This window comes from Prevotella pectinovora (assembly GCF_041323955.1).
In the GTDB taxonomy this organism is placed as follows: domain Bacteria; phylum Bacteroidota; class Bacteroidia; order Bacteroidales; family Bacteroidaceae; genus Prevotella; species Prevotella pectinovora.
In genome coordinates, this window is the sequence record NZ_JBGLIV010000001.1 from 1,777,526 (window position 1) to 1,800,203 (window position 22,678).

General features: G+C 49.9%; 14 protein-coding genes. 7 read left to right on the forward strand and 7 right to left on the reverse strand.

Features of this window, described 5'->3' with window-relative positions; genetic code table 11:
• Positions 1 to 922: 922 nt before the first annotated feature.
• Entirely contained in the window at positions 923 to 3,235 is a 2,313-nt protein-coding gene (gene tamL / locus ACDC99_RS07160; RefSeq protein ID WP_462686411.1) for a translocation and assembly module lipoprotein TamL, read from the reverse strand.
• Positions 3,236 to 3,240: 5 nt separating this feature from the next.
• On the reverse strand, positions 3,241 to 7,905 hold the full coding sequence (locus ACDC99_RS07165) for a translocation/assembly module TamB domain-containing protein (RefSeq protein ID WP_370756416.1): 4,665 nt from the start codon (positions 7,903 to 7,905) through the stop codon (positions 3,241 to 3,243).
• A 452-nt stretch (positions 7,906 to 8,357) separates the two neighbouring features.
• Here ACDC99_RS07165 and ACDC99_RS07170 point away from each other — a divergent pair, with 452 nt between their 5' ends.
• From ACDC99_RS07170 to ACDC99_RS07195, 6 genes are all read left to right on the forward strand, one after another.
• Positions 8,358 to 9,119 (forward strand): type IV toxin-antitoxin system AbiEi family antitoxin, encoded by a 762-nt coding sequence (locus tag ACDC99_RS07170; protein WP_044065424.1) that lies wholly within the window; start codon positions 8,358 to 8,360, stop codon positions 9,117 to 9,119.
• Positions 9,112 to 10,035, forward strand: a complete 924-nt coding sequence (locus ACDC99_RS07175; RefSeq protein WP_302961537.1) for a nucleotidyl transferase AbiEii/AbiGii toxin family protein — start codon at positions 9,112 to 9,114, stop codon at positions 10,033 to 10,035. Before ACDC99_RS07170 ends, ACDC99_RS07175 begins: the two co-directional genes overlap by 8 nt.
• A 212-nt stretch (positions 10,036 to 10,247) precedes the next feature.
• Positions 10,248 to 10,454: a hypothetical protein gene (locus ACDC99_RS07180; protein WP_370756418.1), complete on the forward strand. Its 207-nt coding sequence runs from the start codon at positions 10,248 to 10,250 to the stop codon at positions 10,452 to 10,454.
• 78 nt (positions 10,455 to 10,532) lie between these two features.
• Positions 10,533 to 11,738, forward strand: a complete 1,206-nt coding sequence (locus ACDC99_RS07185) for an ISL3 family transposase (RefSeq protein ID WP_042517111.1) — start codon at positions 10,533 to 10,535, stop codon at positions 11,736 to 11,738.
• A gap of 229 nt (positions 11,739 to 11,967) precedes the next feature.
• Positions 11,968 to 12,531 carry a LemA family protein gene (locus ACDC99_RS07190; RefSeq protein WP_287073078.1) on the forward strand — a complete coding sequence of 188 codons (564 nt, stop codon included), beginning with the start codon at positions 11,968 to 11,970 and terminating at the stop codon, positions 12,529 to 12,531.
• 136 nt (positions 12,532 to 12,667) lie between these two features.
• Positions 12,668 to 13,675, forward strand: coding sequence for a M48 family metallopeptidase (locus ACDC99_RS07195; protein WP_370756419.1), 1,008 nt, complete (start codon positions 12,668 to 12,670; stop codon positions 13,673 to 13,675).
• 93 nt (positions 13,676 to 13,768) lie between these two features.
• On the opposite strand, the gene ACDC99_RS07200 is transcribed toward ACDC99_RS07195, so the two are convergent.
• From ACDC99_RS07200 to ACDC99_RS07210, 3 genes are all read right to left on the reverse strand, one after another.
• The gene (locus ACDC99_RS07200) at positions 13,769 to 14,794 is read right to left on the reverse strand and encodes an IS110 family RNA-guided transposase (protein WP_042517114.1); all 1,026 of its coding nucleotides are present in this window, start codon (positions 14,792 to 14,794) and stop codon (positions 13,769 to 13,771) included.
• 609 nt (positions 14,795 to 15,403) lie between these two features.
• Positions 15,404 to 16,603, reverse strand: a complete 1,200-nt coding sequence (locus ACDC99_RS07205) for an ATP-binding protein (protein ID WP_370756421.1) — start codon at positions 16,601 to 16,603, stop codon at positions 15,404 to 15,406.
• A 359-nt stretch (positions 16,604 to 16,962) separates the two neighbouring features.
• Positions 16,963 to 17,409 (reverse strand): lytic transglycosylase domain-containing protein, encoded by a 447-nt coding sequence (locus tag ACDC99_RS07210; RefSeq protein WP_042519391.1) that lies wholly within the window; start codon positions 17,407 to 17,409, stop codon positions 16,963 to 16,965.
• A gap of 869 nt (positions 17,410 to 18,278) precedes the next feature.
• Here ACDC99_RS07210 and ACDC99_RS07215 point away from each other — a divergent pair.
• Positions 18,279 to 19,967, forward strand: coding sequence for a transposase (locus tag ACDC99_RS07215; protein ID WP_042517040.1), 1,689 nt, complete (start codon positions 18,279 to 18,281; stop codon positions 19,965 to 19,967).
• A gap of 373 nt (positions 19,968 to 20,340) precedes the next feature.
• On the opposite strand, the gene ACDC99_RS07220 is transcribed toward ACDC99_RS07215, so the two are convergent.
• Positions 20,341 to 21,468, reverse strand: a complete 1,128-nt coding sequence (locus ACDC99_RS07220) for a PKD domain-containing protein (protein ID WP_288965852.1) — start codon at positions 21,466 to 21,468, stop codon at positions 20,341 to 20,343.
• Positions 21,469 to 21,560: 92 nt separating this feature from the next.
• Positions 21,561 to 22,673, reverse strand: coding sequence for a YncE family protein (locus ACDC99_RS07225; RefSeq protein WP_288745847.1), 1,113 nt, complete (start codon positions 22,671 to 22,673; stop codon positions 21,561 to 21,563).
• Positions 22,674 to 22,678: the final 5 nt, after the last annotated feature.

Genomic DNA, 22,678 nt, shown 5'->3' on the forward strand with positions numbered 1-22,678 from the left:
TAGGATAAAAATTCTGTTCCTCTTGGCAATTTGTCTGGAATTGCATTGCTGAATAATGTAGTACGGTAAAACTCCATAGAGGCAATAAACACAAAAACGGTCATTAGGACGTTAAAGGTATATTTTTGATATAAGCCCAAAACGGTCATGACTTTCCAAAAACCAGAAGGTGTCTGTTCTGATGGCGTGATTTGAATCTCGTTTACGAGCGTGTCATTCCATGATACTTTTTGTTCTGTTTTGGGCAAGCACGTTGCCCACATGGGGCAAGCACGTTACCCAACATGGGCAAGCACGTTGCCCCAAGTGGGCAGATTTCATTTCCTGTCTGTGCCCAAAAGTGTATCACGAATCGGGCATTTGATGGGGTGTGTGTTTTTATGACAGATTGTTATTATCACTGATATTGTCATTACGTGGTGGCGTTGTGTCCATGGTCTGCGGTAGGGACACAAATCAAAAAAAAATGAAACACGGATTGGTCTTTTCACGGTTCCATTTTTTGATTATATTTCGTTAATGATTCTTGGATTTTGGTTTTGGATTTAGAAGGATTTGCAAGTGCTGGGGCTCTTCCTTTTTCCTTAGTCTATGCTTTTTAGACAAAAACCAGGATAAACACACATCCTGCGAAAACATAAAGTTACTTTGCATCTTGATTTCAGCCAATCACATCAGCCCCCACCTAGCCTCCCCCGTAGGGGAGGGACAGATACCATTGGCTATATGATTGTTATCTGTAGGTATCTCATTTTCAGCGATTTATCCATAAACGGAGTAACCAGCATCTCCCCTACGGGGGAGAACGAGAGGGGGCAGATGGCAGTATTCTGAGTAACTCGTTCCTTCCCTTGGGGAAGGTCAGGATGGGTTCCCCTTTGGGAAGGTTAGGATGGGGTTGAGATCAGGATGGATATGAGGCTCAGAAGGGATATCCCACTGCGAGATGGAGCGACTGGCCGTCTTTGAATTTGCGTATGTTGTAGTAGCCGCTGCGGCCGGTGTCGTATGGCATGTGGATGCCCACTCCCCAGTCTATGCGCAGGATGAGGAACTGCAGGTCGTAGCGCACTCCAATGCCGGTGCCTACCGCCATCTCCTTGAGCAGGTTCTTCATCTTGAACTGTGCCCCCTTGCGGTATCCGTCGTCGCGCACTCCCCACACGTTGCCGGCATCGAGGAAGGCGGCGCCATAGAGGTCACCAAAGAGATTGAAACGGTATTCCAGATTGGCGATAAACTTCATGTCGCCGGTCTGGTCGAGATAGGAGAGGCGCGCCTGGTCGGTGTAGTAGCGTCCCGGACCTACCGATCTCACGGGGAAGGCACGGATGCTGTTGGCGCCTCCCACATAGAACTGCTCGCTGTATGGCGTGGATGCGGCGTTGCCATACGAATATACGATGCCAGCATTGACATGGCCCACGAGCTGCGACTTGAGTCCGATGCTCCATGTCTTGGTGAAGTCGGTCTCCAGTTTCACGAACTGTGCATAGGCGTTCTTGAAGAGTTCCTTGCCCTTGGCGTTCCATTTCTTTCCTGCCGCGAGATAGCCGAGCGAGAGCACGTTGCCCGACTCCGAGAGCGTGAGGTTCCAGTATATCGGGTTGCGGTATTTCTTCGAACTGTTGTATGTGTATGAGAACTGCATCTTCGGTATGAGCATGTCCTGCATGGTGGCAAGCAGATAGGGGTTGGCGTTCATTATGGAGTCGAAGGTGTGGGTGGTATAGGTGAGGTGCTGGTATTTCAGCGTCAGCGGTGTCACTTCGAATTTCTTCGTCTCCGTGGGCTGCCACTGGTAGGTCCAGTTTCCCGACGCCGTGTGCATCTTGAAATATCCCGGACGGTTTATCACGTTTGCCGACGCCCTCGCCGTTGTAGTCGGCGTGACGTGATATCTGTAAGGCTTGAGGAACGGGAATATCATTCGTGGGAATGACACCGAGAGGTCTGCACCATATTCATAGGAGTTGTAGTCCTTGCCGTTCTGTCCTCCCGTCTGCCATTCGTAGGCGCCATGCAGACGCAGGTCTACCACTTCTCCGCCCTTGAAGGCATTGAGTTTCTTCAGACCGAGCACCAGCTCCGGTCCGGTGCGTCCGTTTATCTTGTTGCTATAATTAGTCTCCACATAAAACTCATACGGTTTGTTGAGCACGCAGCTCACCGTCATGTCGAGGGTGTCACACTGGGCTGTGGTGTCGCGAGGTGTGAAGGCGAACTGCACCGAACTGTATTGTCCTGCCGAACCGAGCCTTTCGGCACTTTCGAGATATGCGTCCTGGCTATACTGCTGCCGTGGGAACAGACGGAGATGTCTCAGCAGCAGACGCGCTCTGATTGGCGGGCGCTTGCCGTTGTAGGCGAGTATGAGGCGGCGGTAGTTGAACGAGTCCTTGAGCTGCTCCATGAGCTGCTTCTGGATGTTCACCTTCAGGTTTCCGATATACCATTTGTGGCGCGCCCTCTCCGGGATGTTGTCGGCGAGCTGCAGTCTGAGCTTCACCCTGCCCTGATGAGCCAGCGTGTCGGCGAGATACGAGGCGTAGGCAGGCTGGAAATAGTAGTATCCGTTGTTGCGGAAGAGGGCCGAGAGCCTGCTCCGCTCCGCATCAAGGGTTGCCACATTGAAAGGCTTGCCCGGACCTATCAGCGCCTGGTCGCGGGTGGCGAGAATCAGACTGTCTGCCACGGCGGGGAAGTTGGCATATTCCACGGTGTCGATGAGCGACAGCTGGTTCATCGCCACCTTATATAATATCTTTGCCTTCTTGGGATTCTTCTGCGTCTCCACTTCAAAGCCCACCGTGCCGCCCAGATAGCCATGGTTACGCAACACCGACTGTGCCACCGACGCTCTCAGCTGCGGATTCACCCAGCTCATGAGCACCGGTGCGTTGCCGAAGGTCTTGGCAATCCATTTGCCGAGTTTTCCCTCAGAGTTATGGAATGCGTTCCATATCCATAGCTTATATGGTATGGTGCGATGATATGAACTGCCGAAGAAGGCTCCGTTTGGTGCCGTGGCGAGGGCTGCCTCCACTTCTTCCTGAGTGGAATAGTAGTGGTCAGACTTCTCGCAGTCGTCATATTCTATCTGTTTCAGTCCCACATACAGCTGGTCGCCCTCGGGCACGGAGCTTGTGGTGGAACACGCCGTGGCGAGAAACGCCAAGGCACATACCATCAGTGTGCCGAGGGTATTTGATAATATTTGGTGTTTCATTTTCATTCTAATCACTTTATCTCCTTATTCACCACATGCACCCTTGTGGAATCGCCTGGAGCCGGGCGCTGGGGAGCTGCCGGCATCTGCATCTTTCTCTCCTTGCGGAAGAGATCCTTGAAGTGCTGCATCGTCTTGCGCCATGTGAATCCCACTCCGAACTCCTGCGTAGTGCCTTCGAGCCAGTCGTAGGAGTTGTTGTCGTAGAAGAGCCGCAGGTATTTGTTCGATGTGTCGCCCAGACGGTATTCAAACGTCACGTTGTCGAAGAACGACTCGTTCTGGTTTGGCACGTCGGCACCGCTCGACACCTTTCCGCCCACGATTATCTTGAGTCTGTTGTTCCAGAATCTCTTGGCAAACTTGAACGAATAGTCTGTGTGCATACTTCCCGAGGCGTCGGTGGAGTTGTCGATGCCGAAGCTCAGGTCGAGTGTTCTCAGGGCATTTCCCGTTATGTTGTTTATCTCCGTCTGCAAGAACGAGCTGAGGGCACTGTTCATTGAGAATGCGCTGGTATTTCCGTCAGCGAGATACATTCCCGTGGTGAGCATCGTAACGGCGAGTTTGCCTCTCTGCTCCATGCTCATCGCCTGCAGCTCATTATGGAGCGACATATCCTCGGGAGCATCGAGCGTGAACTCCAGTCCCATATCGTTGAGCGTCCTTGTTATCACCACTCCACACTTGAAGTCCACAGTCCTGCCCTGCTGTCCGTTGGTGCCCACCGTGGCCCTCGTCTCCTCAGTGGCTGTGATGTTCAGTTTCGGGTTCATCACATCTCCCGTGAACTCTATGTAGCTGCCGTTCTCTATGGTGAAGGTCTTGAGCGGAATCACCGGCAGGGCGTATTTCATCTCACCGTTGCTGAGCGTATACTTGCCCGTGAGGCGGAGTTCGTTGAGCGGGTCGTAAGTCATACGCAGGTCGCCGCCTCCCATAAGGTCGATATAGTTGGAGTGGTCGGCATTGAGATAACACATCACGTGGGCTCCCTCGTCCACTCCCACCGAGAGAATCATGTCGAGACCCGTCAACGGCGGATGCTCCACGGTCTGCTGCGTGGAGTCGCTGAGATTGGTGAATTTCACCAGTTCGTCCATCTGGTTGTCGGTGGTCAGCGGCGAGTCTCTAAGTATATACGCCACATCGGTGGAACCGAGCACGTTGAGCCGTCCGCGCATCATCAGATTGTCGAGTTTTCCGCGCACCGAACCGTAGAAGTCGATATACGCCTTGCCGTATGCCACGCTGCGGTAGTTCTCCTTTGAGTTGATGAGCTGATAGTTTGTTGCCTTCATGCGCACGTCCATATATACATTGTCGAGGTCGGCAAAGTTTATGTTTCCGTAGATGTTCAGCGGATTGTCGTTGTGGCCGAACACCTCGAAGTTCTCGAGCATCAGCTTGCTGTCGACCACTCTCACGGGGTCGTCGCTGAAGCGGAGCTTCACGCCGTATGGCACGCTGACCATATACATGGAGTCGAGGAACACCTCACCGTCGACATGCGGTTTGGAGAGTTCTCCCCTCACCTTCATCGAGCCGTCGGCATATCCCTCAAATCCGAAGAGCTGCTGCGGTATGAATCCGTTCACGATTTTCATCGGCAGATGTTCGAGCTTGAGGTCGGCATTGAGCACTCCCTTTCCGGCAGGGTGGTATGTTCCGATGAGCGACCCCACCTGTGAGCCCTCGCTGAAGAGCACGGCGTCGAGATAGTGGCTGCCGTCTTCCTGAGGTATATATACGAATTCGGTGCTTATATCGCCGAGCGAGCATCCCTCGTATGTCATCTTGTCTACGCTGAGGTTTGACGAGAGGGTGATGTTCTCCTTTGTCTGTATGGCGTGGAAGTCGCCGTTCATGTTTCCCGTTATCTTGGGGAAATACGGCAGCACGGCGGTAATCTTGGATAGGTCGAAATTGCTGAGTCCCACGGTGATGTCCTGCAAGGCGTCGTGGTTTTCGTCGTTGGTGTAGACCTGTAGTCCCATGCCGTCGGCAGACTTCAGTTTGAGATTTGCCGACACCCTGTTGTCGTCGCCGAGGAAGAGATAGTTGTTCTCGTTGGCCTCAAACCTCTTGTATCCCAGTATGATATCATCGGTCAGCAGATGGAGGCGCGTTCCTGTGTCTTCGATAGTCGCCGTGGCTCCGAGCTTGATGCCGAGGCGGTTGGCGGCGTCGTAGATAGAGATGTTGAGACCCGAACCACGGTCGAACACGTATCCGTCGAAGAGCGAATTAAACACATACTGCGGATTGTTCTTAGAGTTGCGTATCTGTCCGTTGTAGGTACAGTTCGCGGAGTCTGACACCACATTGAAGCGTATCGTGTCGAGCAGCACTCCCGCCGCCGTCAGCTCGTTCACCTGCAAGGCACCGTTCATTCCCGTAGCCGCCGACATCGTCATGTTCATGTCGGCACTGGTGAAGGTGTAGCCGTAATATTTCAGGAATCGGCTGAAGATATTGTCTTTTCCCGCCTTCATGCGGAAGTCGGCCTCCGGCAGTTGCTGGCGCAGCGCCACATAGTCGATGCGTCCGTCGGAAATTTCCTTTGAGAGCAGGCTGCCGAACTTCTCGAAGCGCGAGAGCAGATGCTCGTATCCTCCGCGGGCGTTCATATTGAGATAGAAGTCGCCACAGTCTACCTTCGCCCTTGTGGTGTCGCGGTTGGTGAGCACGTCGAAGGTGATGTTCACCGGCCGGTAAGCCTTGAGCGAGTCGAGAATCGTCACGTCGCTCGTTCCTCCCTTCAGCATATACGAGTGGCGCATGTCGGTTGCCACGTCGAAATGGCAGCACAGCGATGCCATCAGCGGCTTCTTTGCCACACCGAGGGCATAGAGGTCAATGCGGCTGATGTCGGAGGCTATGGTGGCGTAGATTTTCTTCGAACTTACGAATCCGTCCACCGAGAGCAGTCCGTCGAGCAGCTGGTTCTTGCTGTTTATGTTGGCGTGTATGAGTCCGTTGCTGAGTCGGGCATCGGCGGTGATGCCCGTGAAGTGGTATTTGTCGTAGACGAATTTCCTGATGTCGGCACTGGCATCCACCGTCATGCTCTTCTTCATAGGGTCGGTGCCCCTGCCGTTTACGTCGAGGGTTCCAGAGAAGTCTTTCATTCCGAGCGTCGGCATGAAATGGTCTATCCTCATTCCGGCGGCAGAGACTTTTGCGCTATATGCCATGTTCGGCATGCTGAACCGTGCTTTCGCCTTCATCGTTCCCCCACCCTCGCGCATCGTCACGTCGGCGAGATACACCTGGTTGCCGCCGGTCTTCACGTTGCCCGAGAGCGAGATGCCGTTCGGTATCCTCGCTCCGCCCAGGTTCTCCTTGCCCACGAGCGCCGTGATAAGCTGCGTGTTGGCAGCCGATGCCTTGAAGTTGATGCTGGCGCCGAGCCGCTTGGTGTCGGTGAGATTGGTGAGATATCCGTTGGCGTCTGCTTTCAGTGCCGACGGCAGGTTGAGGTTGAGCAGCCGGAGCCTCATCCGCTGGAGGTTTCCGCTGAGTATCGTGTTGACAGTCAATGGTTTGTCGGGCCACTGCCGGCGGAATGGCGCTGGCATACCGGACATGAAGCGCATGAGGTCGCGCTTTCCGAGCGATGCGTTTGCCCTAAGGGAGAGGCGTCCCGGACAGGAGTCGCTGAAGGCGTTGAGGTCCATGTCCACGGCGGCTTTCAGCCATGAGCCGGGGGTCTTGAGCAGCAGCTGCGGCATCTTCAGTTTGAGGGAGTCCATAGAGAGAGGTCCCTTGATGTCGGCAATCTGCAGTCCTCCCATCTCCTTCAGTGCGCAATGGCGCATCACGAGCTTCAGCTCCGAAGTCTCCATGGCATAGGAGAGGGAGTCGATGCCGAGGTTCACCTGCGAGAGCAGGATGTGGTTGGGGTCTATGATGTCGCGCGAACGTGTCATGAACTTGTTGTCGTAGGCTATCCTGCCGTCGGCAAGTTCGAAATTGTCCACGCGATAGAGGTTCTTGTATAGGTCGAAGGTTCCTTCTCTCACTCCTGCCTTGCCCAGATATGCGTCCACCTGCAGGGTGTCGCCTGGCATGTGTACCACTGCACGCGTGCGGTCAACGTTGAGCTGCTCCACGTGTATCTTCCAGTATGTAGGGGTCTTGGTGGTGTCTGGCGGCACGGTGTCGCTGAGTTCCACGCTGACGTTGGCGTCGCTGAGCAGCGCATCGTCAACGATGATTGTCTGCTTGCCCCAGTCTATGCCGTGGCTGCTGAGCGAGAGGAGCCCCACGGTGCCTTTCACCCTTGCCTCATGTATGAAGTCGGTGGTGTTCATGTTCACACCCCTGAGTTCCAGCTGGTCTATCTCCACCTGCCGGCTCAGCAGCGGCATGAGCTGCACGCTGACCACGAGTTTCTCCACATCGGCAACGGTGTCTCTCACCTGCGGCAGCGAGTCGTTGGGTTTTATCATCTTGAAGTCTTCCACTCCGAGGTCGAGCGGAAACTCCAGATTCACCCTGCCCACGGAGATCTGCATTCCAGTCTTCTCCGAAGCATAGTCCGCCACGCAGTCTACCGCCCAGTTCTGCACCGGAGGCAGATAGAGCAGCACCGCCAACAATATGATGAGGAATATCGGAGCGGCAAGAGCGATGAGTGCCCACCGTATCGTATTTCGCAATGATATGTTCATACCTAATATTAATAATGTACAAAGATAATGCAAAAAACTGATTAAACGAGATTATTACGCATTATTTATTGATTTCAGGCCAAAAAGTAATCTGAAACCTCATATCTGCCGCAATCACATGTGCTTGATTTCTTTATATCAACGATTATACCGGGCTCAAAGGGAATAATGAAGAAGACGAAATGCGTTCGACTTCAGACAGCTGAAAAATACAGAATTAAGCCCCAAAAAGGTTATTAGCCCGTCTTATGTGATGATTTTATAACCGCTTGCAGTCTCATGTCTTTATAAGGCGTCTTTGCTGGTTTTTGCACCTCATATTCGCAAAGAAAGCGAAGACGGTGCACAATATCAAGAAAAATTCAGTACTTTCTTGGCGAGACATTTGGTCAATCAAGATAAATGTGTAATTTTGCATAAAAATTATCGTCAAATTCGTAATATCAGAGAAGATGGCAACAAAAATACAGAAAATAATGGAGTCCAATCCAAATACGGGCTTCATGTTTGGCGACTGGCTCACACGGCAGGGACTGGATGCCAAGGGGCAACATGCCTACATGAAGAGCGGATGGCTTAACCGCATATCCAAAGGGGTGTATGTCTTGAACGGCACTGCACCCAAGCTGCTCCATGCCATATCCGCCTATAACAACCAGTTGTCGAAACGATGCATCGTTGGTGCTTACACCGCCCTCGAGCTGCGTGGTTATTCCCATTATCTGTCATTGGGCAAGCCACAAGCTTATCTTTTTACCGGAAGAACGAATAAGCTTCCCTCATGGATATTGTCGCATGATTGGGATATGACAGTGAAGTATATGACTACTTCTTTTCTGGGGGATGACCTGCTTGGCGTGGAGACCATGACCTTTGAAGGTGATATTCTTTTGGTATCATCACCAGAGCGTGCCTTTCTGGAATGTCTCCACCTGCCGGAGGCTGCCTCCTCGCTATTAGATCTATATTATATAATGGAGAGTATGACTACGCTTCGGCCCAGGCTGGTGCAATCGTTGCTTGAAACGTGCTCCTCGCAAAAGGTTAAGCGACTCTTTGTCTATATGGCAGAGAAAGCCGGACATCCGTGGTTCAAGGCTCTGAAATTTGACAATATACAATTGGGCACAGCCCGATACATGGTGGTGCCGACAGGTAAGTATATAGCGAAATATAATATGACCATTCCTAAAGATCTTGCAGAGTATGAATGAGAACAATATAACCGGCAGAGTTTATGCCCAAAAGGTGGAGCTGCTACTTCGCATTATGCCCATCGTCATGGAGGAAGGTGTATTTGCAGTCCATGGCGGCACCGCCATAAATCTCTTCTTGAAAGACTTGCCCAGATACTCGGTCGATATAGACCTCACCTATATTCCGCTGGCTGACCGGAAGCAGAGCCTCGATGATATCAACCTTCATCTGGCATCTATTTGCGAGAAAGCAAAGAAGGCTTTCAAGGGGATGCACATAAAGCCCAACTACGACACCAGCAAGTTGCTTTGCGAGTGGCGGGGCAAACAGGTAAAAGTAGAAGTAAATCAGACTAAGCGTGGACTAGTGGGCGGTGAGAACATCACTGTGCCATTAAGCGAGAAGGCACAGAATGAGTTTGGACTCTATTGTGAGGCCAATATCGTTCCACTTACCCAGCTTTATGGAGGCAAGATTGCAGCCGCACTCTCTCGCCAGCATCCTCGCGACTTATTTGACGTGAAGTATATGGACATTCCCTTGGCCGATTGTCGCGAAGGCCTGATATTCTGTCTGCTTGGCAGCGACCGTCCAATCCACGAGTCCTTTGCTCCAAGACTGATTGACCAAAGCGAGGCCATGGCCAACCAGTTTGACGGAATGACCGACATCCCTTTCACTTATGCTGAATTTGAAGAAACACGCACCAAACTGATAGATGATGTGAATGGTATGATGTCAGAAGCTGACAAGAACTTCCTCGTAAGCTTTGAACAGGGCAAGCCGGAATGGGAAGGCTACGAGTTCGCCTACATGCGGAATTACCCCTCGGTAAAATGGAAGCTCTTCAACCTGGCAAAATTGGCGAAGCAAAACCCTGAGAAACTTACGAAGGAAGCTGCAAAGCTAAAATCAATCTTTAAACTTAGATGAATCGCCTCCTTGATAGTTTAACGTTTATTCAACTGCATTGCATTCTTCTTCAAACTTAGAGCGAACATCAGTATCTGCCTATCGTGCTAACGTAAGCTTATATACGCATAGAATATGCCGTTAGCAACCTGTATAGCGCACTTTGTGGAAATACAAGCAATGAGGATTGTAACATTCTACAGGGTGTAACATTTTATGTAACATCATGAGAAATGAAAGGGAAAACTGGATATTTGAGAGGATTTGCAAGTTTTTTGAGAGGATTTGCAAGTTATGGTCTCACGATTATTGGCTACCTTTGCAACAGAACAAGAACTATGCTGGGCAGAATGATTACTGCGCCATGCAGCAATGAGGCTTTGGAAGGCAGAAAAAGGAACGGCAAAGTAACAAAAAAGGTTCTTCCGTTAAATGCATAGATAGAAAAAAAAATTTTATATTATGATAAAAATAAAGCTGGCATCATCTATCTTTGTAGTGACCAAACTCAATGATAAATGAATGCCAGCATAATGCATAAAGCTTTTGGCATATCCTTGCAAGAATGTTTGGATATGCGTTGCGAAAGTAATAAAATAGTTTTGAATATCCAAACTCCATCAGACAAACTTTGCTGTCCGGAGTGTGGAAGCCATAATGTAGTCCGTAATGGTTTCACGGCCAGACGCTTTGTGAGCGTGCCGATAGGTTGTTCAAAGACTTTCGTCGAGATGAAGATCCAACGTGTCAAATGTTCTGATTGTGGCTGCATAAAGAACGAGGATGTCGATTTCGCAAAAGGCAAGCGCAGGCATACGACCGCTTTCGCCAATATGGTTATAGACTTGTCGCGCTTTGCAACTATACAGGACATTGCATGGTTCCTGGATGTATCTTGGGACATGGTGCGGAACATACAGATGGAGTTCCTGCAAAAGGAGTATGGCAGCCCTGACCTTTCAAACCTCAGATACATATCCATAGACGAGTTCGCTACCCACAAGGGACAAGTTTACAAGACGATAGTCGTAGACTTGGAAACCGGGCGGATTGTCTTTGTAGGTGACGGTAACGGCAAGGCTTCGCTTGAGGAATTCTGGAACAAGCTCGGAGACAGAAAGAATGACATAAAAGCCGTATGCACAGACTTGTCGTCTGCTTATACGGGGGCGGTAACGGCAAATCTCCCCAATGCCTCTCTTGTCGTGGATCATTTTCATGTGGTAAAGCTCATGAATGAAAGGATAGACCAGTTGCGCCGCCAGTTGTGGCATGCTGAGAAAGACGTTAACAAGCGTAAGGTAATCAAGGGCACGCGCTGGATATTGCTGAGAAACGGCAACGACATCTTTGACGCAAAATACAAGACAAGACTTGACAATGTGCTGAACTTGAATGAACCGTTGATGATTGCATATTACCTGAAAGAAGACTTGAGGGAAATATGGAACCAAACCAACAAGGATGATGCAGAATTGGTGCTAAACGAATGGGTGCGGCAGGCCATGGATTCAAAAATACAGCCATTGGTCAAAATGGCTGCTACCTTGCGGGCCTACAAGCCATATATACTTGCATGGTATGACTACCCGATATCAAATGGCCCTACTGAAGGTATAAACAACAAGATTAAAGTGCTGAAAAGACAAATGTATGGATTCAGAAATGATGAATTCTTCACGTTAAAGCTATACGCTCTACACGACAAGCGTCTACGCATTTAACGGAAGAACCACAAAAAAAATGAACATAAAGCAAAACAAAACTTAAATCAGACGTGACAAAACAAGAAAAGGTCTTATTTTTGTAGTATTCCTGTCAGTTCCTGCGTCAATATGGGAAAAGAGACAGAAACGCATAAAGAACAGAGAAAGAAAATATCACATTATTAACAACGCCGACAATCCCGGCGCGGCAAGCGACGGGAGAAGGCACTAAAAAAACCTAAACATTATGACAACAACAATCGTGATCATCGTTATCGTCGCAATCCTGGCGATATGGCTCGTGTCAATCTACAACAGACTCGTGAAACTGCGCAACAACCGCGAGAATGCTTTCGCAAACATCGACGTGCAGCTCAAGCAGCGCTGCGACCTCATCCCACAGCTCGTGGCTACGGTGAAGGGATATGCCACTCACGAGAAGGAGACGCTGCAGCGCGTGACCGACGCCCGTGCCGCATCAATGGGAGCACAGACCATAAACGACAAGGTGAAGGCTGACAACATGATGACAAGCGCACTCGCCGGTCTCAAGGTTTCGCTTGAGGCTTACCCAGACCTGAAGGCTAACCAGAACTTCATCCAGCTGCAGGAGGAGATTGCCGACATCGAGAACAAGCTCGCTGCCGTTCGCCGCTTCTTCAACTCTGCCACACGTGAGCTCAACAATGCCGTGGAGACTTTCCCAAGCAACCTCTTCGCCAAGATGTTCGGATTCTCACGCCAGCCTATGTTCGAGATTCCGCAGGAGAGCCGCGCCGCAGTGGAGAAGGCTCCGGAAATCAAATTCTAAGCCGCGGCCAGCATATCAATTCGGGTGAAAACCCGCTGACAAGCATGGGAGTCTGGACTAAGACTCCGATTTCTAACTCTTCCCCCGTCGCGGCAGCCACCATAGGCAGCCGGGCGGAGGATATAAACTCTTGATTATGAAATACGTAGGAATGTATACCCAAGTCAGCCGCAACAACAAACTGACTATAATGCTGCTGCTGCTCTTTCCGGCTCTCACGCTCCTCATGGTGTGGCTGTTCTACGTGCTGCTGAGCCTTTGCGGCGTCGCATTGGACGGCAATGCCGAACAGGTTGGGGGCAACGTGAACTGGACATGGGTGAACGGAGCGTTCATCGACTCGCTGCCTTGGGTAGTGGGCACCGTGAGCGTGTGGTTCGTGATAGCATATTTCTTCAACGCGTCGATGGTGAAAGCGGCAACGGGAGCCAAGACTCTGGAGCGCCGCGAAAACCCCAGGGTGTATAACATCGTGGAGAATCTGACGATGACGGCGGGAATGGACATGCCGAAGATAAACGTGGTGGACGACCCGCAGCTCAACGCCTTTGCCAGCGGAATAGACAGGAAGAGCTACACTGTGACGGTGACCACCGGACTGCTGAAGGTGCTCAACGACGACGAACTGGCCGGCGTGATAGCCCACGAGCTGACGCATATCCGCAACCGCGACACCCGTCTGCTCATCACGAGCATCATCTTCGTGGGAATCATCACGACGATAATACAGGTGAGCATAAGGTCACTGTTCTGGATTGTCAGCGACAGTTCGAGCAGCAGCAGCAGCGACGATGACGACAACAACGGAGGCGCTGCTATACTAGTGTTTCTGATTGCCATCTTCCTTGGCATCATAGCCTATTTCTTCGCCCTGCTCACCCGCTTCGCCATCAGTCGCAAACGCGAATATATGGCTGATGCCGGCGGCGCTGAACTCTGCGGCAATCCGCTTGCCCTTGCCTCGGCACTGCGCAAGATAAGCGACAAGCCCGGACTGAAGAAGGTGAAGCGCGACGATGTGGCACAGCTGTTCATCGTGCATCCGCAGGCTCTGAGCGGCGGCAAGGGCATGGGCTTCTTCACATCGCTCTTCTCCACCCACCCCGACACGCAGAAGCGCATCGAGATTCTGGAGCAGTTCTGACGCCTGCTGCCGCATCAACAATCGGGCATAAGGCCGTTAAACCCAAATCGCTTTCTATGTTAATATCCAAATGTTTTGACCATTATTTTCAATTTATGCTGAGATTTTATATTCAGGGGTGAATGTTTGGCGATTTCTGACCATGGCTGTGACCAAATGTACAAGTTTGTTCTTGACATTGTTCAGTGCAACCTGCTTCTTCTTTCCTCGTTCTACGAGGCGCATGTAGTACCTCGCCATAATGGGATTGAAGTTGACGGCAGCTAGTGCCGCTTGCGTCAGCATGGCCTTTATCTGGCGGTTAGCCATATAATGTACATGCGGATCGGAATGCACACTGGTTCCCGAATCTTTGCCAAATGGAGCTAGGCCGTAATAGCAGGCAATCTTGCGTGAGTCGTAGTTGAAACGCCGGAAGTTGTCGGTGTACACCATCAGGCACACAGCGTTCTGCGTTCCTATGCCAGGCACCGAGGTCACGATGGTGAACACCTCGGTGAGTTCCTCGTCCGACTTGATGAGATCGGCAATGCGCTTATCTATCTTCTCTATCTCCTTATTGAGTTCAGAGACGATGTGCCGTCCGCTCTGCGAAATCATTGTCTTGACTGGCGACTTCTCCATAGTGAGTCGCTTTTCGCCTCTACGCACCTGGAAACTGCATCTGTGTCTTACGATCATCTGACGGTATAGGAACAGCTCACGCAGTTGTGTAAGCGACTCGCTAAGAGGCTCGTACATAACGGCTTTATCGTAATTCCTCATGGCGTATTCTGCAATCATCGAGGCGTCAGCACGGTCAGACTTCAATCGTCTAAGACCAGATGCGTCTTTGATGCTCTTTGCGTTCTCAAGCCACATGTCGTAGCCTTTACCGTAGAGGAAGTTGCACAGTCCCTTGCTGTAGTCGCCCGTGTTCTCGCCACAGAAGAGCCACAAGGACGAGTCGATACCGCAGGAATTCTGCTCAACCCACTTGACCAACTGCCTATAGCCAGACACGGTTGTCTTGAACTCGTTGAACACTCTAGCAGCGGTTTCTGCCAGTCCGTCTGCAAAAAGGATAGCCACATCAACTTTTTCTTTCGAAAAATCAACTCCGATAAATAAATTCTTCATAACTTTGTACGAGTTATATTGTGTAGAATTGGTCAATAGTTGTATGGACTAACACTCTAACAAGGCTCAGAGCCGATAACTTTCTATCTGGTCTTTGCAACTATGTCGATGAGGACCTAAACGATTTATAGCTTTACGGCTGGGTCATTAGCTGGTTTACCTCTTCGACAGACCGATTCTACCTTTTTACAACAAAGGTACGAAACTGTCTTTAGCAATCATAGTTTTACCTTGATTATTTTGGAGTTTATGCGACTTCGTCGCAATCTTCTGCAAACTTAGAGGTCATTAGGGCTTGCCTGGATTTTGTTCTTTTAGAAGAGTGGATTTTGTTTGGCTTTTAATGAGTAATAGCGAGCTATTACGAATTAAAAACAAGCAAAAGACGCCTTATAAAAAACAAAAGACTGCAAGCAGTAAATATAAAATACAATAAACGGCCTAATGACCGTTTTGGGTTAAATAATATAATAGGCCGTCAATGTAATATTTTACGACTGCTTCAATGTAATATTTTACTTTGCAGTCTTCCGCATGCGGCAGAAGAGAATACAAACAGAATCACGCATCATGTGAGGATAATTCCCTCCATGATGCGTGATTGTTTTTTTATGGCCTTTCAGTCAGCCAGTCAAGCACGTATATCTGCTTGATGCCATCGTGCTGCGCAACAGGGTCATTGTCCATCGTGAGCAGATATTTTGGGAAAGAATCCGGCAACGACTTCAGCGGTGCCAGCTCCCTGTTCATCGTAGCCTCATCTCTGACGCTTAGCGCCACCTGATAGTAAGCCTTGTCATTGCCATTGATTACAACGAAGTCTATCTCCGCCTCTCCAGCCTTGCCCACATAGATTTCCCCACCGCGTCGCGCAAGTTCCAGAAAGACAATGTTTTCAAGAATATGTCCCATGTCGCCGCCCTTCGTTCCATTTATTACATTGCACAGTCCGATGTCAGCCAAATACAGTTTCATTCCCGTTTTCAGCAGTTGCTTGCCCTTGGTGTCGTATCTCTGTGCTTGATAGAAAATATAGCTGTCTGTCAATGCCGAGATATAGTTCTCCACTGTATGTGAAGTGATTTTCCTTCCGAGCGACGTCAAGGTATCGCTGATGCGCTTTATCACCGAGATGTTGCCTATATTGTCGGCTATGAATCTCACGATGCTCTGCAGCATCATCACGTCGGTTATCTTTTTCCTGCCCACCACGTCTTTCAGCACTATGGTATTGTATAGTCCCGACAGATATTCGCGCACCATCTCCTTGTCATTGCATATCTGAGTTACATACGGAAACGACCCGCATTCTACATACTGTCTGTAAGCCTGCTCAAGAGACTGCGGCTTGCCGCTTGCCATTATGAATTCACTGAAAGAGAACGGGAAAAGTTTTATTTCAACATATCTTCCGGTAAGCAACGTGGCAATTTCGCCAGACAACAAGTAGGCATTGGAGCCTGTGATGTATATGTCCACGTTGTCGAGCAAAAACAGACTGTCTATGGTTTTCTGAAAATTGCCGACCAACTGTATCTCATCGAAAAACAGATAGTTCATCCTGTCTGGCAGCAGCCGTTCTTTAATATGACTGTGAAGACGTTTGTAGTCAAGCAAAGGTTCATTGTCGAGGTCTTCAAAATTAACGCTCTGTATCTGTTCCTTCCTGACTCCATCCTGCTGCAGCTTGTCACTGAACATCTTCAGAAGTGACGATTTTCCACACCTGCGGATGCCTGTAACTATCTTTATCACCTTCTTGTTCTTCCATTTTTCAAGAAGTGATATGTATTGCTTTCGTTCTATCATATCCCCAAAAATGTAATCCATTGCAAATATAGCCATTTATGCCGACAAATTTGCATTCCATTGCAAATTTCTTCAGATTTAACTGCAAAAATGAAATGTATTGCAAATTTCTTAGGGTTATCCACGAAAAATGAAATGCATTGCAAATCTCCTTACATTTTCTATAAAAAATGAAATGCATTGCAAATTTCCATCGGCTTATATCGTCGCCCAAATCAGTCGAGAAGAAACGAAAAGGCGCCAAGCCGTGACCGTGGTTGGTCGTGACTTGGCGACTTGCTTATTTATAATTTGCCAAAACTATTGTTGTTTTGTCTGGCCATAGAGGGGGTTGACCTCCTGCCGGTTGGTGTGACAGCTTACTGCTTTTTGTTGAGATATGACATCACCTTCTCGTAGTAGCGCTGCGTACCCTTTATGGAGTATCGCATACCGCCGTTCCATGAACGGATTGCCTTCTCGATGTTGTTTTCTACATTGTAGAACGACTGAATGAGTCGGAACATCTCTTTCGACTTAGCCACATCGAAACGGTCTTTCAGCGAATAGCGCTTCTTGCTCTTGCGCGCCTTCAGTATGATGTTACACTGTGCCACGCAAATCGGAGTTATCTGCATTGCTCCGCACGAATTGCCGCTTCTGGCATTCGGGTTGCCTCCGCTCTCCACCTGTATCACCGCTTCCATCACGGGTTCCCAGTCGAAATCTGCTGTCGTTTGTTCGTCGCCTCCGGCAAGCGCTGCCAAAGGAAGACAGATGAATAATAATACTACTAATAAAATCCTACTCTTTGTTGAAAAATTCATAACCTTTTGTTTTTGGCATCTGGGCCGTATTGACTGGGCACAACAACAACTCTGGTCAATACTCTGAACAATATATGAACATTAATCCCGCGGTGTCAACTTTAAACATAAGAGAAAAAAAACGTTGACCCTGGACACCAGTTAAATACTGTGGCAAAACTTGCTTGATCAATACGTAAGCAGTTAAGCCGTTTCTTAAATTCGGATGCAAAAGTAGTAATAATTGTTGACATACACAAGCATTTCAGCACAAAACCCTCATTTTGTGCACATTCTTAACATGGGTCAACAGAAATTAAGACAGCAGTTTTTTAACTTGAATATTGACACCAGCCCCCACCTAACCTCTGACCCATCCTGACCTTCCCCAAGGGAAGGAATAAGTTACTCCGGCTATTGCCATCAGCCCCCACCTAGCCTCAAACCCATCCTAACCTTCCCCAAGGGAAGGAATAAGTTACTCCGACTATTGACACCAGCCCCCACCTAGCCTCAAACCCATCCTGACCTTCCCCAAGGGAAGGAATAAGTTACTCCGACTATTGACACCAGCCCCCACCTAACCTCAAACCCATCCTGACCTTCCCCAAGGGAAGGAATAAGTAACTCCGACTATTGACACCAGCCCCCACCTAACCTCAAACCCATCCTGACCTTCCCCAAGGGAAGGAATAAGTAACTCCGACTATTGACACCAGCCCCCACCTAGCCTCCCCCGAAGGGGGAGACTGTCCGAAAACTATAGCCACGTAGGTTAGATTCGTTACCAGTCGTGTGATTTTGTTTGTTTTGTTATAGTTGTTTAACTCAGAATCGTCTTTATTCTCAAGTATTTTTCGTACCTTTATAGTAAATTAAGACGATAAGATATGGCATACAAGAAAGGTTCTGACAGGCGACAGAGGGTTCTTTTCCCAGACTGCATTGACGAGTATGTGGAGGCTGACGCTCCCGTAAGACTCTTTGATGCATTCGTTGACCGTCTCAAGATGGATGAACTGGGATTTATCCGCAGTACACCCGCTGAGACCGGCACTCCTGGTTACAATCCTCGCGATCTGCTCAAGCTATACATCTACGGTTACTTCTATCAGGTTCGCTCCTCACGCAAGCTTGCCCGTGAGTGCAAGTGTAACGTTGAGGTTATGTGGCTGCTCGGCAAACTGTCTCCAGACTTCCGCACCATCTCTGATTTCCGCAAGGATAACAAGGAGGCTATCACCAAAGTATATAAGGAGTTCAATAAGTTTTGCATGGGACTGAAGCTCTTTTCCAAGTCGTACATCTCCATTGACGGCAGTAAGTTCAAGGCTGTAAATGCCAAGGACAATAATCTTACGTTGAGCAAGCTCGATGACCGAATCAAGCGTCTTGACGAACACATCTCCATCTACATGGAGGAGCTTGACGCTTACGACCATGAAGAAGGACGCAAACTCTCAAAGGATGAGATTCAGCGCAAACTTGATGTATGCAAGGAGCGCAAGGAACGCTACGAGGGCTACCGAAATCAGCTTGAGGAGAGTGGCGAAAGCCAGATTTCTCTTACCGATACCGATTCCCGACTGATGAAAGCCAACGAGGGTTTCTGTGTAGGCTACAACGTGCAGACTGCTGTTGATGCCGAGAGCCACATGATAGCTGGTTTTCAGGTAACCAACAACCCTACTGACCACGGTCAGATAACCAACGTTGCTTCTGAGATAAAGGCTGATTACGATGTGCCAGTTCTTGAAACCACTGCAGACAAAGGCTACGAGTGTCCTGAGGATCATGCTGACGCACTGGCAAATGGTATCATACCTAACGTCATCCAGCGTGATGGTGGATGTACGGAGCAAGTCCAATTTGACTACAACGAAGCAACCATAACCGATGAACAGAAGGCAAGCACAAAGCCGGAAGACCTGAAAGCATGCTTGGAGGCAGGCGTAATACCTGATGTTTACGAAGGAATCCTGACCGATGCACAGACTGCTGAGGTCAAGGAATTCGCTACCGATGTTGTTGACTCCGCAGTACTGAAGATGACTCCCGAGCAGATGCGTGCCAAGGCTCTTGAAGGATACTTTGTAAGGGATGCCGAACGTAATCTTGTCTATTGCCCGCAGGGTGAAATCCTCAGACAGAAGTCAATCAAACGAAACGGCATGATACGCTACTGCAACAAACTGGCATGCAAGAAATGCAAATGCAAGTGTACTGCCCAGAGGTTCAAGGAGGTCGACTTTAATAAGGATACATTGATAAAGGCTACCGAAGCTAAGCGCAAGCAACTCAAGGAAGAGAACAAGGACAAACCGAAACCTCCCAGAACGAAGGTAGTGAAGAAAGTCGTACGCTATGTCCTTCACCTTGACCAGAATAAAATGGACAATCGCAAATGTCTCTCCGAGCATCCTTTCGGAACCATGAAGCGAACTCTTGGACAATACTATTTCTTACTCAAAGGCTTTGCCAAAGTCAGTGCTGAGATGGGCCTCTTCTGCCTATCTTACAACCTTCGTCGTGCCATAAGTCTCAGAGGTGTGCTAGCCCTTGTTGCTGCACTCCGATAAATTTATTTAGGGGAATCATATACCATCAAAAACACGCTCTAAGTATGCTCGTAGCGGCAATTTTTAGCCCTTATGACGAATTGTTTAACATAAACTGATTTTTTAAGATGAAAACTTATATGCCCTTAAATGGGCTCAGGTGGAGTCGCAATAGCGGCTCTGCCAACTGTGATATGCCTCAAAGTGCCGTTTTCGGACGGCCTGGGGGAGGGACAGATACACTTGACTGGCCGATTGACTGACGACACCAGACTGTCTAACAGACTGACGACACATAGCTGTCTAACAGACTGACGACACATAGCTGTCTAACAGACTAACGACACATGGATGGCCGATTGACTGACTACGCCTGCCTGGCAGATTGATATCGTCAGAATACCATTTTCTTGCCGTTGTGGATATAAATCTGGCCTCTGACGAGCCGGTCAACTTTCTGTCCCATGAGGTTGTAGTAGGTGTCAGAGGGGCGGGTCTTGTATGTAGGGGCGGTGATGCCATCGACGGGCTGGTTGGGGTTAGGACGGGGCGTGATGATATAAGGGGCGTCATCGTAGCCGGGCACGAGATGCAGGTCCTGGAAGGTGTCTATTTCAGTGGACGTCTCGCCGATCAGACCGCAAAACTGCAACACGCCGGTTGCCACGCGCACGAAGTCGATGTGGTCGAGAGCCACCGGACGACCATCCTTGTCAACAGCCCAGTCGATGTCGAACGAACAATATTTCGGGTCGTTAGCCGGACAGGCGTCCACATATCCGTAAGAGTCAGCCGCATAGCGGTATTGCACCCAATAGTCCCTGCCGTCCACCTCGTATTTCTTGGCCGGATTCGGCAGGCGACCGCCCTCGAAGGTCAGCTCATCGGCAGTCTCCCACATAGGCCAGTATGTCTGCTTGTGGGCAGCGAGCTTAGGAAAATAGTACGTGAAATCCCAACATGAGTTGTTTTTTTCCGTCACCAGTCCTGAGCATTTCAGATACATATCATACATCGACCCCGGCAGTGCGTGGTCGCCCTCCTCAGCCGTCGGTCTGTAGTAAGTGAGCCTCATCCTGCTGTATTCATCGGTGAAATATTCCGAACCTGCGAGTTCATACCATTCCGCCGTCTCCACATTGTCGCCCACTCCCACATATACTATTCCCGGTTCAATGCTTCCGCCTATCGTCTCCTTGCCATACACGGGGTCGTCGGCGGCATACATGGCATTGCCGGTGATGAGAAGGTCTGAACCGGTCTTGTTCTCCACGGGATGGTCGAACTTCACGGTGATGTATCCGCCGAAAGAACCGAGGTGTACGAGATAGCCTTTCTTTGCCAACTGTTCCTCGCAAGCCTTCAATACCTGTTCGCGGGTCATCCCCTCTTCCACTTCGGGCAGTACGTTGACAAACTGTCCCGGTGCCGGACAGTATTCCAATACGCTGACTTTCTGAGTCTGTGCGCCGGCAACTGCCGTCATAGCGCATAATGCAAATGCCAATAACAACTTCTTCATAATCTGTGTGGTTTTAAGTTCTTCTATTCTTTTATTTCAATAAACGCTGATTTACATTTCTGCAAGTCACCGCTTCCGTTTCAGCAAGCACTTCACTTCTTCAGAAACAGCAACTTGCCGGGATTTATCCCCTCCAGAGGGTATCGCCCTATCAGCTCGCCTGTGGGAGAGAATTCATACAGTCTGCCGTTCGTGGCATATCCCCGGGCATCGGTGACATACAGGTGTGCCGAGTATGGCGATATGAAAATGCCGTAGGGCGCCTGCATCTTCAGTATTTCCGGAGCTGCCGCGGCATAAGAGGCAAGTCCGTCTGCCACGTCAAGCGAGGGCAGGCCGATGGTGTGTGTGGTGAGGGTGTAGGCGCCGGTGACATACGAGAAGCTGCTGCCTATCAGATAGAAGCGGTTGCCGTAGGCACAGGAGTATGTGGCAGGGAAATCAAACACCCGGAACTCCTCGTCCGCCATGTTCATCACCACGGTCTTTGACGCCACGTCATAACTGTCGCCGGCGGAATTGATACACAGAAACTGTCCGCAGCACGTCATGTCGCCGAAGAGATTGATGCACCCCGTGTCGATGCGCCTTATCTCGCACATCGTGGCGGCGTCCACCACAGAGACGGTGCTCTCATACTTATGACCAGCCTGGCCGCCGTATCCTCCGGTGTTTGCCACGAAGAGCCTGCCGTCATAGTATGCCACACCCTCCGGCTCGTAGCCCACATGACAGGTGTCTACTATCTGCTTCGTCCTGATGTCAATCTTGGCCACATAGCCGTTGTCGGCATACGAGGTGCAGTAGAGATATCCGCAGCGGTCGGTGGCGAGGCGGCGGTTGTTTGGTATGTCTTCGGTGGCGGCAATCGCCCTGCCGTCGGGATAGATATACTGTATGATGTTCGACCAGTTCACCGATATGGCAATCAGCGTGTCGTTCACCTGCAGTATGTCGTTGCCCGTGTCGCCGAGGTGCATTCCGGGATTGTTCTTCTTGAACCACCCGTTTGTCACCGTTCCGCCGTCGATATAGCTCAGCGTGGAGTTGTCGAGTCCCCACAGTCCCTGGCAGAGAACCACGATTCTGTCGTCTGTCTGCGTGGGCGCTACGGGTAGCTCGCTGTCTGCCGGCTCCAGCGAGCAGGCGGCGAGCAGCGTTGCCGTCAGCATTATCGTCAGTATATATATATAATGTCTGTTCATATCAT

Excerpts from the sequence above, each read along its gene's own strand:
- ACDC99_RS07165 (WP_370756416.1), bottom strand. The coding sequence starts at position 7,905 with ATGAACATATCATTGCGAAATACGATACGGTGGGCACTCATCGCTCTT.
- ACDC99_RS07220 (WP_288965852.1), bottom strand. The coding sequence starts at position 21,468 with ATGAAGAAGTTGTTATTGGCATTTGCATTATGCGCTATGACGGCAGTT.
- ACDC99_RS07210 (WP_042519391.1), bottom strand. The coding sequence starts at position 17,409 with ATGAATTTTTCAACAAAGAGTAGGATTTTATTAGTAGTATTATTATTC.
- ACDC99_RS07200 (WP_042517114.1), bottom strand. The coding sequence starts at position 14,794 with ATGAAGAATTTATTTATCGGAGTTGATTTTTCGAAAGAAAAAGTTGAT.
- ACDC99_RS07170 (WP_044065424.1), top strand. The coding sequence starts at position 8,358 with ATGGCAACAAAAATACAGAAAATAATGGAGTCCAATCCAAATACGGGC.
- ACDC99_RS07175 (WP_302961537.1), top strand. The coding sequence starts at position 9,112 with ATGAATGAGAACAATATAACCGGCAGAGTTTATGCCCAAAAGGTGGAG.
- ACDC99_RS07195 (WP_370756419.1), top strand. The coding sequence starts at position 12,668 with ATGAAATACGTAGGAATGTATACCCAAGTCAGCCGCAACAACAAACTG.
- ACDC99_RS07190 (WP_287073078.1), top strand. The coding sequence starts at position 11,968 with ATGACAACAACAATCGTGATCATCGTTATCGTCGCAATCCTGGCGATA.
- ACDC99_RS07185 (WP_042517111.1), top strand. The coding sequence starts at position 10,533 with ATGAATGCCAGCATAATGCATAAAGCTTTTGGCATATCCTTGCAAGAA.
- ACDC99_RS07205 (WP_370756421.1), bottom strand. The coding sequence starts at position 16,603 with ATGATAGAACGAAAGCAATACATATCACTTCTTGAAAAATGGAAGAAC.
- ACDC99_RS07180 (WP_370756418.1), top strand. The coding sequence starts at position 10,248 with ATGAAAGGGAAAACTGGATATTTGAGAGGATTTGCAAGTTTTTTGAGA.
- ACDC99_RS07225 (WP_288745847.1), bottom strand. The coding sequence starts at position 22,673 with ATGAACAGACATTATATATATATACTGACGATAATGCTGACGGCAACG.
- ACDC99_RS07215 (WP_042517040.1), top strand. The coding sequence starts at position 18,279 with ATGGCATACAAGAAAGGTTCTGACAGGCGACAGAGGGTTCTTTTCCCA.
- tamL (WP_462686411.1), bottom strand. The coding sequence starts at position 3,235 with ATGAAAATGAAACACCAAATATTATCAAATACCCTCGGCACACTGATG.